The sequence below is a fragment of the Cohaesibacter intestini genome, from assembly GCF_003324485.1.
GTDB classification, from domain to species: domain Bacteria; phylum Pseudomonadota; class Alphaproteobacteria; order Rhizobiales; family Cohaesibacteraceae; genus Cohaesibacter; species Cohaesibacter intestini.
The window spans coordinates 919,553-932,428 of sequence record NZ_QODK01000002.1; the positions used below are offsets into that span (position 1 = coordinate 919,553).

Genomic DNA, 12,876 nt, shown 5'->3' on the forward strand with positions numbered 1-12,876 from the left:
ATTTTATTGGCCCACCAGTTCGATCCACTCGTCCTCGGTCAGGATTTGGATCTCCAACTCCTGTGCCTTTTTAAGCTTCGACCCGGCCCCCGGCCCGGCAACCAGAATATCGGTCTTCTTCGACACCGATCCTGACACTTTCGCCCCCAGGCTCTCGGCCTGATTCTTGGCTTCCGTCCGGCTCAGCCGTTCAAGACTGCCGGTGAAAACGATGGTTTTACCCGACACCGAACTGTCGGTCTGAACAGCAGCAGCCTCTTGCGGGGTTACCGCATCAAGCAGCTTGTCGAGCACTTCGGCATTGTGGCTTTCTTTGAAGAATTCCACCACCGCACGGGCAACAATCGCCCCGATGCCATCAATCCCCAACAATTCCTGCCAGGCGTCACTGTCGCCCTCCCCGGCCTTTTCCATCGCCGCGCGAAGATCAACGAAACTGCCATAATGCCGGGCCAGCAATTTGGCATTGCCCTCGCCCACATGGCGAATGCCAAGGGCGAAGATGAAACGATGCAGCTCGACCGAGCGTCGATCATCAATGGCATCAAACAATTTGCGGGCTGAAACCGGTCCCCAGCCATCCTGATCGCGCAGGCGCTCGCCGCGACCCTTTTCGGCATCCAGCTGCCTAAGACTGAAAATATCCGCCGCATTGGCAATCATGCCCTGCTCGAAGAAGGCCCGAACCTGCTTTTCCCCCAGCCCGTCAATATCCATCGCATTGCGCGAGACGAAATGCTTGAGCTGCTCTACGGCCTGCGCGGGACAAATCAGGCCACCCGTACAGCGGCGGATGGCATCCAGCTCGCCGTTTTCCTTCTTCTCGCGCACGGCGTGAGACCCACAAATGGGGCAAGTTTCAGGGAAGACAAAAGGCTCCAACCCCTCGGGCCGTTGCTCAATGACAGGGGCAACGATTTGCGGGATCACATCGCCGGCCCGCTGGACGACAACTATGTCACCAATCCGCACACCCTTGCGCTCGATCTCACCTTCATTATGCAAGGTCGCATTGGAGACGACCACACCACCGACCGTCACCGGTTCAAGCTTGGCAACCGGGGTCAAGGCTCCGGTCCGGCCCACCTGAATATCGATATCCAGCAGCCGCGTCGTCGCTTGCTCTGCCGGGAATTTGTGGGCAATGGCCCAACGCGGCGCCCGGGAGACAAAGCCCAGACGGCGTTGATAGTCAAGGCTGTCAACCTTGTAGACCACCCCGTCAATGTCATAATCGAGCGAGGCGCGTTGCCCTTCAATTGCGCGATAATGCTCCAGCAGACTATCGATATTGTCGTGGCGACGCATTTGCTCATTGACCACGAAGCCCCAGTCCGCCAGCCGCTGAACAGCCCCATATTGGGTCTCGGCCAGCGGCTCGCTCACCTCTCCCCATGCATAGGCAAAGAAAGCCAGATTGCGCGAGCGAGTGATGTTCGCATCCAGCTGTCGCAAGGACCCCGCCGCCGCATTGCGTGGATTGGCAAACACCTTGCCGCCACTAGCTTCCTGCCGGGCGTTGAGCGCCAGAAACTCCGAACGGGGGAAAAAGACCTCGCCCCGCACTTCGACCACCGCCGGAATTTTGTCACCCTTGAGCGCGTGGGGGATGCTGTCGATGGTCTTCAGGTTGGCGGTAATATCCTCACCCACCGTGCCATCACCACGGGTCACCCCGTAGACCAGCGCCCCATTCTCATAGCGCAGGGACGCCGACAGGCCATCAATCTTCGGCTCGGCGGTCAGCGCAACCGTCTCGGTGTGTGGCAAGCCGAGATACTTGCGCACCCGCGTGGCAAAGTCCCTTACATCTTCATCGTCAAACGCATTGTCGAGCGACAACATCGGCACCGCATGGGTGATCTTGGAGAATTTCTCCGATGGGGCAGCCCCAACACGTCCTGTCGGACTGTCCGCGCGCCGTAGGTTCGGGAACCGCAATTCGAGCGCCATATTGCGCTTGCGCAGCGCATCATAGTCAGCATCGCTGAGCTCAGGATTGTCTTCGGTGTGGTAAAGCCGATCTGCCTCGGTAATTTCCTCGGCCAGATAGGCCAGTTCCTGTTCGGCTTCCGCTCCATCGAGCAAATCAACCGATTTGGCACGCAATGTTGGGCGATCCATCCTCAGGCCTCCGTCTTTTCACCAGCCATCAACCGCCGCGCGGCCGCACGGGCTTCGTCGGAAATGACTTCGCCAGCCAACATCCGGGCAATTTCCTCTTCGCGATGATCGCCGTCAATCACGGTGACACCCGTTGCAACGCGCTTCTCGCCCCTCACCGGGGTCTTGGCAATCCGCATATGGGCATGAGCCTGAGAAGCCACCTGCGGCGCATGGGTGACCGAGAGCACCTGCACATTGCTGGCCAGCCGCGCCAGACGCCGACCAATGGCGGCAGCCACCGCCCCTCCAACTCCGGTATCGATTTCGTCGAATACGAGTGTCGGAGCAGAGCCCTTGTCTGCCATTGCCACCTTCAGTGCCAACAGGAAGCGGGACAGCTCACCGCCCGATGCCACCTTCATCATCGGGCCGGGCTTGGTGCCGGGGTTGGTCTGAACCCAGAACTCGATCTGGTCGATGCCTTCCTCGGCGCGGTTCTCTGGGTCAGTGCTTTGTTCAACAAGAAACTGCGCAGCCTCAAGCTTCAGGGACGGCAATTCCTTCATGACATCCTTGATCAACCGTTTGGCGGTCCGCTCGCGTTTCTTGCTCAACTCCGCTGCCGCCTTGTCATAGGAATTCTTGGTCGCGATGGCCTCTGCCCGCAAGGCAACCAGACGCTCCTCGCCATGATCGAGCGTATCGAGCTCGGCCCGCATCGAGTCAAGCAGACCCGACAACGCGTCGGCTGGCAGCTTGTGCTTGCGCGACAGAGCACGCAGGGCAAACAAGCGCTCTTCGATCTGTTCCAGTTCATGGGGGTCAAAATCGGTCGCCCGCAAAGCGGTTTCCAGACAGCCACGGGCATCTTCCAGCCCATTAAGGGCAACATTCAAGTGGCCCAATGTCTCGTCCAGCAGCCCCGGCATTTGCTCGGTCTTGCGTTCCAGACGCCGCATCATGCCAGCCAGCGTCGGGATTGGCGACGCATTGCCATCAAGCATATCAAACGCTTCGTTGAGGTCGCCGGCAATCTTCTCCGACTGCATCATGGTGGTGCGTCTGGTGGCCAGTTCCTCTTCCTCACCGTCCATCAAGCCAAAAGCTGTCAGCTCCTCGACAGAGGCGTTGAGATAGTCCGCTTCCTTGCGGGCTTCTTCGATGGAAAGCTCCAGCGCCTTGAGATCCTTCTCGGCCTTGCGCCAACCGTGAAACAGCTTCGCAACCTTCTCCACGTGGGGTGTCAGCGCATCAAAGGCATCAAGCAGACCACGATGGACAGAAACATCGACCAACGCCCGGTCATCATGCTGACCGTGGATTTCAACCAGCCCCTCGCCCACTTGCCGCAGCGTACCAGCACTGACAGGCTGGTCATTGACAAAGGCACGGGTGCGGCCATCGGCATTCTGGACCCTGCGCAGCACAAGATCACCTTCGCTGTCGATGCCCTGTTCTTCAAGAAAGGCAAAAACCGGATGATCGGGAACAAGGTCAAACATCGCCACGACCTGCCCCTGCTTTTCACCGGCCCGAACAAGACCGCCATCCCCGCGCCCGCCCATGGCCAGCGACAGCGAATCCAGCAGGATCGACTTGCCCGCTCCGGTCTCACCGGTGAGCACAGTCATGCCCTCGCCGAATTCGAGATCCAAACGATCAATCAGAACAATGTTGCGAATAGAAAGAGAGGCGAGCATCAGTCCCCCATGGATCAGTCGGCCCGCATGGCCGAAAGCCTGATTCAGATTTGGAGGTCATGCTATGCCAAACAAGGTCGACAAGGCAATCAGGCAGAACGGGACCACACAGAACAAATCGTGATCATTTCCCCAGAAATCGCAAACCGGGGAAACGAGTTTCATCAAATCACACTGGTCTTAGCTGAAGACATTGCTAATCCAGGACCCTTTCTGGATCTGAGGCTGAAGACCGCCCTCATTCAGCATGTTATAACCACGCTTGTACCATGGGCTGTCGGGGAAATTGTGCCCCAGAACGGCAATCGCAGTTTGGGCTTCGTGGGCAATGCCCATCGCCAGATAGGATTCAGCCAATCGCATCAAGGCTTCTTCGATGTGACGGGTATTCTGGAAATCGGACACCACCACCTTGAAGCGGTTGATGGCGGCGATATATTCGCGCCGTTCCTGATAGTAACGACCGATCTGCATTTCCTTGCCCGCCAACTGGTCGAGCGTGATGCGGACTTTCCGGCGCGCATCATCGGCATATTCCGAATCCGGGTATCGCTGCACCAGTTCGTTCATCGCACCCATGGCGCGTTCGGCGGCTTCCTGATCGCGTGTGACGTCCGGGATCTGACGATAATAGCTTTCACCAATCAGATAATACGCATAAGGCACATCCTCATCGCCGGGATACAGCGCGATGAAGCGCTTGGCAGCCGTAACGGTTTCGGTATAGTTGCCGTTCCGAAAATTCTGGTAAGCGGTCAGCAGCATCGATTTGCGCGCAAAGCTCGAATAAGGATGCTGGCGATCGATTTCCTCAAACTTCTTCTTGGCTTCCTTGCTATCGCCGGTCTCCATTGCACGAAGACCTTCAGCATAGAGCTTCTCCGCAGGCACTTCTTCGAAGGCAAGTTCGGATGGATCTTTGCTTGCGCAGGCAGCCACGCCCAGTGTCAGCAGCAGAGCAAACCCGATACGGCTCTGTTTTGCAGAAAGAAAACCCATCTGTACTGTTACCCTTCCATCAGACGGCGAGTGGTGCCCCACTCAGTCCTGTCTCTTCTGACCGGATGCTCCCGGCTTGCTTGCACGCAATGAATTCATGCGCGGAAAATGTCATACCTTGCCCGTCACCCAAAAGCGAAAGGCTTTTTGCCTAGTGGCTCATTCTGTCTTTACAAGAAAGCAACCAAATTTGCCAACAGTCTCGTGACAAATAGGGACAAAATGTGTCCGTCACTACGTGAAAAGCACCAGTCTCAACAGTCTTGCACCTTCTATCTGTACCAGGACCGCAAGAGGGACGCCAAATATGCGAAAGGGCGACCGAAGCCGCCCCGAATAAACTCACACTGTCTCTTTTGACTTTCAGTTGGTCTCAGGACCCATCGCTGCCTGAATGGAGGAGTTGGCATGAGACACATCCACCCGCGCCGCATTGCGCTTGGTGATGGAGGCTTCCACCCACTCCCAGTTGCTGTCATCAGCGAACAGGGCTTCGAGCATATTGAAATTCAGCTTATGACCACCTTTGTAAGACCGGAAATGGGCCAACAGCTGCGCGCCAGCCAGCGCCAGATCGCCAACAGCATCCAACGTTTTGTGACGCACAAACTCGTCTTCATAACGCAGACCGTCCGGATTGACGATTTTCTGATCGTCACCAATGACGACGGAATTTTCTAAAGACGACCCGAGCGCATAACCCGCAGCCCAAAGCCGCTCGACATCCGACATGAAGCCGAAGGTGCGCGCAAGACTGACGTCGCGCTTGAAGACTGCAGGGGTCATTTCTTCATTAAAGGTCTGAACGCCGATGGTCTCACAATCGAAATCGATGGTGACATCAAAGCGTGTGCCATCATGAGGAAGCAGCTCACCGACGGAATCGCCATTCTGCACACGCACTGGCTTGAGCACACGAATGTAACGGCGCGGTGCCGACAAGTCCTTGAGACCAACCTGGTCAATGGCATCGATATAGGCACGAGAGCTGCCGTCCATGACCGGCACTTCGTCCGCATCCACTTCCACCAACACATTGTCGACCCCATAACCGACCAAAGCCGCCATCAAATGTTCGATGGTGGCGATCATGCCTTTTTCCGGGTGACCGATGATGGTGCAGAGGCGGGTGTCAATAACCGACTGATAGGTGCCTTTGATTTCCAGCTCAGTGCCTTTTTCACGGTTCGTCCGTAGGAAGGTGATGCCTGTGTTGGCATCGGCTGGATGGAGGATCATCTCCACTGGCTTGCCGCTATGCACACCAACTCCGGAGACAACAACGCGTTCACGCAGAGTGGTTTGCTTGGCATTCAGCAGGTTGGCCATAATTCTGCCCCTAATCTTTTCATGCTGACTGACGTCTTCCCGGGGAAGTCTACGCGTCTCTGGCGGACAGCGTTAACAATACGTCAACAAGTTGAATTTAGGCCACAATAGCTTGTCGGCATCCCCTTTTCCAAATCACGCTTTCTTACCCAATGTTACGCGTTTCCGCAAAAGGAAGCTTGAACAGTAAATGGGAAAATTATAACTGTAATTCAAATAGTTAAAGCCGGATCTCACAGAGATCCGGCTTTTTACGTGGCGTTTAGAACTTGGCTTTGTAACAGACTGTTACCGGACCTGACGACGCAGGAAGGCGGGAATTTCAACCTGGTCTTCTTCACTGATTCCCTGCGGCTGCATGGGCGCTGCCGGGATTGCCCGACCCTGAGCATCCAGCTGGCCCTGCTGTGGCTGATACATGCCATGCTGAGCAGGACGCTGCGGCCGTGGAGCGAACTCGTTCAGCGGAGAATCCTGCGCTGCCATCTGCGGCTGAGCCGACATCGGCGCTTGCGGTGCAGCAGGCGCATTCATCGTCGGCATAACAGGCAAATCCTGCTGCACTGGCTGATAGGCAGGCTGCTGTTGAACCGGTGCCGATGGCTGAGCCATGTCCGGCTCATCGTCACGGCGGCCCAGACCAACCGCGGCCAAGCGCTTCAACAGGCTCATCGGACGGCTGTCATCATCATGATGGTTTAGATTTTCACCATTGCGCAGAGCTTCCAGCTCACGCTGGATGATCGGAGGCAACTCGTCAACATTCGGCATCTGACGATGCAGATTTTCAGGCACTTCAGCGGTTGGCGGAATGAAAGGCTGCTCGGCAACCACCGGGCGCTCTTCCACGGCCACGCGTGGCGCTTCATATTCCTCTTCAACAACCGGCTCACTTGCTGCCTGTGGTGTGAAAGGAGCAATGGAGACTGCAGGATCCTGAACCGAAGGCTGTGCAAAGGTTGCCTGTGGCAATTCCATTTGACGCTCAACCGTTTCAACAGCTTCCGCGACAGCGGCTGCGGCTTCTTCCTCGAAGGCGACAGGTTCGGCAGGCTGGGATACGGTCTGTTCTGCTTCGGCCTCACCGGTGGGTGCGGCAACAGTGCGCAGACGCTCGGACAGCTCACGCATCCGCTGATCGGCAGGAACAACCTGCTCATACAGCACCTGATCAATTCCCGTGGCAACCACAGAAACGCGGATCATGCCATCCATATTCTCATCGAATGTCGCGCCAAGAATGATGTTGGCATCTTCGTCGACTTCCTCACGAATACGGGTCGCAGCTTCGTCAACTTCAAAAAGGGTAAGGTCCTGACCACCGGTAATGGAAATCAGCAAGCCTTGCGCACCCTTCATCGAGATATCATCCAGCAGCGGGTTGGCAATCGCCGCTTCGGCAGCAGCCAGAGCACGGTTTTCACCAGAGGCTTCACCCGTCCCCATCATCGCCTTGCCCATGGCGCGCATGACCGAACGCACGTCAGCAAAGTCCAGATTGATCAGACCTTCCTTGACCATAAGGTCGGTGATGCAGGCAACACCGGAATAGAGCACTTCGTCGGCCATCGAGAAGGCATCCGCAAAGGTGGTCTTCTCATTGGCAATGCGGAACAAATTCTGGTTCGGAATGACGATCAGCGTGTCGACATTTTTCTGCAGATCTTCGATACCGGTTTCCGCAAGGCGCATGCGGCGCTGGCCTTCAAAGTGGAATGGCTTGGTCACAACACCGACGGTCAGGATCCCCTGATCGCGCGCGGTGCGGGCAATCACAGGCGCGGCGCCCGTGCCCGTGCCACCGCCCATACCGGCGGTGATAAAGACCATATGCGATCCATTGAGATGATCGTTGATCTCATCGATAACTTCCTCGGCAGCCGCACGGCCAACCTCGGGCTGCGACCCGGCACCGAGGCCTTCGGTCACTGCGATGCCCATCTGGATAATGCGTTCAGCCTTTGACAGGGTCAAGGCCTGAGCATCCGTATTGGCAACAACAAAATCCACGCCGTCAAGACCGGTTTCGATCATGTTGTTGACTGCGTTTCCACCAGCACCGCCGACACCGAACACCGTAATTCTCGGCTTCAATTCGGTAATGTCGGGCATCTTCAAATTGATGGTCATAGTACCCTCATCTCACTGCATGGATCGAATTGTTACCGATCTCAATTCGCATTAATCCAAGCCGCAATTGAACGCGCGGCTCCGTTTCCAATTGTCTTTTTTCCGATTGGGACAAAGCTGCGAATCACTTCCCAACAATATAACCCAACCCTTTGATTCTGATCAACGATTCACGCATGTTTCACGAAATCAATCCAATCAGGATCAGAAACTCTCTCTCAGCCACTGCCCCATACGGGACAAATAGCCATCGGTGCCTGTCAAGCGTGGCTTGACCTGAACCCGTTCAAACTGCTCAATCTGGGCCACCTGCGGATAAATCAGCAAGCCCACCGCGGTGGCAAAGGCTGGGCCCTTGCCAAATTCCGGCAAGCCCGCCACCCCGAGCGGTCGACCTATGCGCACATTGCGCCCCAGGATCCGCCGGGCCGTTTCTGCCATCCCCGTCAACTGGCTCGCACCACCAGTGAGCACCACTCGTTTGCCGACATGGCCAGCAAAACCCGAGGCCTCGATGCGATCACGCACCAGCTCGAAAATCTCCTCAACCCGCGGCCGGATAATCCGGGTCAGCGCGGCCTGAGGCACCTGATTGAGCAAATCCCGATCATCATCCCCCACAGGCGGAATGGCGATCAGCTCCTGATCATCAGACAGGGACAGTAGCGCACTGCCATGCAGGGTCTTGATCCGTTCAGCATCCGCCAGACGGGTCGATAGCCCACGAGCCAAATCCATCGTCACATGATGCCCGCCAATGGTGATCGCGTCGGAATGGACAAACTGGCCGTCGACAAAGATCGACACAGAGGTTGTCCCGCCGCCAAGATCAACGCAGGCAACACCAAGTTCGGCCTCGTCATCGACAAGACATGCCAACCCGGAGGCATAAGGAGTGGCCACCATCATCTCGGCTTCGAGGTGACAGCGATTGATGCACAATTCCAGATTCTTCAGTGGCGCGGTCTGGGCGGTGACCACATGCATATCGACAGCCAGATCATCGCCGATCATACCGCGTGGATCCTGAATGCCCTTGCCGCCATCCAGCGAATAGCCGATCGGCATCGAATGAACGACGGTGCGATCCATGGTCAGCAGATGCCCGGCCCCGGCCTGAAGCACCCGACGAATGTCCAGCTCATCCACCTCATGCCCATTCAGGGACACTGAAGCGCTGAGCGTATCACTCTTGATCCGACCGCAGGACACATTGACGATCAGCGACTGGACCATGATGTCAGCCTGCCGTTCGGCAGCGTCCACAGCCAGACGAATGGAATTCTCGGCCTGATCCAGATCCACAACCACGCCAGACTTGATGCCACGCGCCTGATGCAGTCCGAAGCCAAGCACCTCGATTGTGTGGGTACGGTGACGCAAGGCTTCGCCGGCAGGGCGCGGCACTAGGCGCGCAATCATGCAGCAGACCTTCGTCGAGCCGATATCCAGAATGGTAATGACCGAGGACCGCTTGCTGGTAAGATAGCGACCACGCATGTCTTTTTTGCCCCAAGGTGTTCCGATCATGTTTCCACCTCTTTGGGCAAATTGGCCCCAAGACCACGCAGGGTCGTGCGGCGGCGTTCGGCGGCATCCTTGCTCATCCGGACAAACATCCGGTCTGACAGGCGCATATCCACCAGCGTGATATCCTTGCGTGACAGGGAGCCATCTTCGTCAAACACCAAAAGCTTCTCGAGCGCATCCTCGACATCGACTTCTGGCAATTTGGCCTGAACGCCATTCTTGAAATAGAGATCCCAGCGTCGTTCCGACACATAGACCACGGCCCGTGTCTTGCGGGCCAGAGACGGATATTGTGCCAGCACCTCGAAAATCTGTGCTGCCTTGCGCTGTGCCCCATGGCCAACAACCAGAGGCAGATCGGCAAATTCCGGATCAATGCGATTGGACAGAACCGAGCCGTCATAAGAAATCAACGAGACATATTGCCCACGTTGCCACAAGGCGAACGGCTTCTGCTCCTGAACCACCACCTGAATCTTGTTCGGATAGAGCTTCTGAACCGAGGCTTCAGCAATCCAACTGATGGCTTCAAGGTTCTTGCGCCCCTGATAGGCGTTGAATGTCAGCAGCGACGTATCGGCATTGATCCCCAGAGCAGTCAGAATCTCCGCTTCGCTCACTTCCTTCTGGCCGGTGATCAGCACGGCCTCGACCTTGAGACCAAAAACGGCGGAAGCCCGTTCCAAAGCAGACTGATTTCCACCACTGATGGTCGCGCCATACAGCGCCGTGACAGCCAGAAAGCCGATCGACAGTCCCCAGCCGATGCCCTTGGGCAACCAGGTTTCTGCCATTGGAATGATGCGACGATAAAATGGCAGACGGCGCTGTTCATAAGCGAACGCGCGCGGAACCATCGAGTCCAACTGCATCTTGGATGCAGACCCGCGGTCCTTTCTCTTCTTCCATTTTTCGATCAACGCCCGCACGAAGCGTCCTCCACCATCCAGGTTACCAATTGTTCAAAATCGAAGCCGGCCTCTGCTGCCAATTCAGGAACAAGAGAAGTCGGTGTCATGCCGGGTTGGGTATTCACTTCCAGACAGATCAACTCACCATCCTCGCCAACGCTCTCGTCATAACGAAAATCGGCGCGGGAGATGCCTCGACAACCAAGCGCTTTATGCGCGGTTATGGTTAACGATTGTATATATTCGTAAACATTCGGTTTAAGAATTGCCGGTAAAATGTGAGAAGAGCCACCGGGCGCATATTTTGCGTCAAAATCGTAGAAGCTATTGTTGTTGGAAACGATGTCGATAACGTCAAGCGCCTTGTCGCCCATCGCAGCACAGGTCAATTCGCGACCGGCGATATAGCGCTCGACCATCACGATGTCACCATAGGGCCACTGATCGGAATAAAGCTCTTGCGGTGGATGTTCCTGCCCCTGCTTGACGATCAGCACGCCAAAGCTGGAGCCTTCACAAACGGGCTTGATGACATAAGGGGTCGGCAAAGCATGCGCCTTGGCCGCTTCCAGCCGGTGCATCACCTTGGACTCAGCCACCGGGATACCCGCTGCACGCATGATATCTTTGGCTTTTTCCTTGTTCATCGCCACAGAAGAGCCCATCACCCCGGAATGAGTATAGGGAATATCAAGAACCTCCAGCACGCCCTGAATGCAGCCATCCTCGCCGAATGGACCATGCAGGGCATTGAAGGCAACGTCTGGTTTGAGGTCAGCAAGAAGCTGTGCAATGTCCCGCTGAACATCGACCCGCGTCACCTTGAAACCGGCACTTTCGAGCGCGTCGGCGCAGGCAGCTCCGGAACTCAAAGACACAGGACGCTCGGAAGACCATCCCCCCATCAGCACTGCAACATGCTTGACCATTTCACTTCACCTTTCATGTCAGACCGCAAGTGCGCGGCACTTTTCCCGTCTGACAGCAACTTTTCATGCAAGCAGGACCGGAACATGGCGAGAATCGCAGGTCATGCAAATTGCACGGCTTCCTCCCATTTATGGTTAAAAATACCTAACAAAGTATGAGCGACCGTCACCGCCGATGATCGAGTGCACATAAAGCAGACAGCAAAAACGCAAAAAGCCGCCCCGAAATACGGGGCGGCCCATCCGAAAAGACAGTCTAAAAATATGTTGATGGCGTGCCTCGTCTATTCTGCAAGGAAAGGTTTCACCTCACCCCCCTCAACAAAGCGGCCAATGCGTTTGATTTCCCAATGCAGTTCAATGCCGGTCATCTCACGGACCTTGCCGCGCACCATTTCTCCCAGACGCTCAATGTCTTCTGCGGTGGCTGCGCCCGTATTGATCAGGAAGTTGGTGTGCTTGGGCGAGACTTGCGCCCCGCCAAGCTCAAAGCCCCGAAAGCCCGCGTCATCGACCAGCTTCCAGGCGCTCATGCCATCGGGATTCTTAAAGGTCGACCCGCCGGTCCGTTCCTTGGTTGGCTGATTGTCCTCGCGATAGGCCGAAACCTCATCCATCTCGGCCTTCAGCGCAGTCGGATCCCCCGCTTCGCCCTGATAGGTAGCTTGGGTGAAAATAAAGTCAGCAGGTGCAGCACAGGAACGATAGGCATGACCCAGATCAGCCGGGGTCAACACATGAATAGTGCCGTTGCGATCCACCGCCCGGGCCGAGATCAGCCGGTCCTTGGTCTCCGATCCGTGCGCCCCGGCATTCATCCGCAAAGCACCACCAATCGCACCGGGTATCCCCTTGTAAAAGGCAAAGCCGGCAATGCCAGCTTTGGCCATCTGGGTTGCAAAGCGCATGTCCGGCATAGCGGCCCCGACACTGACCGTGTGATCACTGTTGATCACCACATCACTGAACGCTTTGCCAGAAAGGCGGATCACCACCCCTTCGACACCGCCATCACGGACCAGCATGTTTGAGCCAAGACCGATCACCGTCACCGGCATCTCTTCTGGCAGGTTTTTCAGGAACAGCGCAAGATCGGCTTCATCCGCCGGATTGAAAAAGAGCTGAGCCGGTCCGCCAACACGGAACCATGTATAAGGCGCAATATCGAAATTGCTCTTGAGACGCCCGCGCAGTTTCGTTGTCCAGTCACCAAGACCGGGCAGAAGATCTTCAAACACGCGC

Annotated in this window: 9 protein-coding genes; all 9 read right to left on the reverse strand. The window is 56.4% G+C overall.

The genetic code is table 11. The annotated features are described in order from the left end of the window. Positions 1–3: 3 nt before the first annotated feature. Positions 4–2,124 carry an NAD-dependent DNA ligase LigA gene (gene ligA / locus DSD30_RS09800; protein ID WP_114009435.1) on the reverse strand — a complete coding sequence of 707 codons (2,121 nt, stop codon included), beginning with the start codon at positions 2,122–2,124 and terminating at the stop codon, positions 4–6. A 2-nt stretch (positions 2,125–2,126) separates the two neighbouring features. After that, on the reverse strand, positions 2,127–3,806 hold the full coding sequence (gene recN / locus DSD30_RS09805) for a DNA repair protein RecN (RefSeq protein WP_114009436.1): 1,680 nt from the start codon (positions 3,804–3,806) through the stop codon (positions 2,127–2,129). A gap of 180 nt (positions 3,807–3,986) precedes the next feature. Further along, on the reverse strand, positions 3,987–4,805 hold the full coding sequence (locus DSD30_RS09810; protein WP_114009437.1) for an outer membrane protein assembly factor BamD: 819 nt from the start codon (positions 4,803–4,805) through the stop codon (positions 3,987–3,989). Between the two features lie 363 nt (positions 4,806–5,168). Then, the gene (lpxC, locus tag DSD30_RS09815; RefSeq protein ID WP_114009438.1) at positions 5,169–6,134 is read right to left on the reverse strand and encodes a UDP-3-O-acyl-N-acetylglucosamine deacetylase; all 966 of its coding nucleotides are present in this window, start codon (positions 6,132–6,134) and stop codon (positions 5,169–5,171) included. A 288-nt stretch (positions 6,135–6,422) separates the two neighbouring features. Next, positions 6,423–8,264, reverse strand: coding sequence for a cell division protein FtsZ (gene ftsZ / locus DSD30_RS09820; RefSeq protein ID WP_114009439.1), 1,842 nt, complete (start codon positions 8,262–8,264; stop codon positions 6,423–6,425). A 204-nt stretch (positions 8,265–8,468) separates the two neighbouring features. Next, positions 8,469–9,764: a cell division protein FtsA gene (gene ftsA, locus DSD30_RS09825; RefSeq protein WP_171021967.1), complete on the reverse strand. Its 1,296-nt coding sequence runs from the start codon at positions 9,762–9,764 to the stop codon at positions 8,469–8,471. A 26-nt stretch (positions 9,765–9,790) separates the two neighbouring features. Next, complete coding sequence (locus DSD30_RS09830) at positions 9,791–10,723, reverse strand: cell division protein FtsQ/DivIB (protein ID WP_114009441.1); 933 nt, start codon at positions 10,721–10,723, stop codon at positions 9,791–9,793. Further along, on the reverse strand, positions 10,711–11,634 hold the full coding sequence (locus DSD30_RS09835) for a D-alanine--D-alanine ligase (RefSeq protein WP_114009442.1): 924 nt from the start codon (positions 11,632–11,634) through the stop codon (positions 10,711–10,713). The genes DSD30_RS09830 and DSD30_RS09835 overlap by 13 nt, the downstream gene beginning before the upstream one ends. A 284-nt stretch (positions 11,635–11,918) precedes the next feature. Further along, complete coding sequence (gene murB, locus DSD30_RS09840; protein WP_245418416.1) at positions 11,919–12,872, reverse strand: UDP-N-acetylmuramate dehydrogenase; 954 nt, start codon at positions 12,870–12,872, stop codon at positions 11,919–11,921. Positions 12,873–12,876: the final 4 nt, after the last annotated feature.

Bases quoted from the DNA above. Each gene is read 5' to 3' on its own strand.
- ligA (WP_114009435.1), bottom strand. From the start codon at position 2,124: ATGGATCGCCCAACATTGCGTGCCAAATCGGTTGATTTGCTCGATGGA.
- recN (WP_114009436.1), bottom strand. From the start codon at position 3,806: ATGCTCGCCTCTCTTTCTATTCGCAACATTGTTCTGATTGATCGTTTG.
- DSD30_RS09810 (WP_114009437.1), bottom strand. From the start codon at position 4,805: ATGGGTTTTCTTTCTGCAAAACAGAGCCGTATCGGGTTTGCTCTGCTG.
- lpxC (WP_114009438.1), bottom strand. From the start codon at position 6,134: ATGGCCAACCTGCTGAATGCCAAGCAAACCACTCTGCGTGAACGCGTT.
- ftsZ (WP_114009439.1), bottom strand. From the start codon at position 8,264: ATGACCATCAATTTGAAGATGCCCGACATTACCGAATTGAAGCCGAGA.
- ftsA (WP_171021967.1), bottom strand. From the start codon at position 9,764: ATGCGTGGTCGCTATCTTACCAGCAAGCGGTCCTCGGTCATTACCATT.
- DSD30_RS09835 (WP_114009442.1), bottom strand. From the start codon at position 11,634: ATGGTCAAGCATGTTGCAGTGCTGATGGGGGGATGGTCTTCCGAGCGT.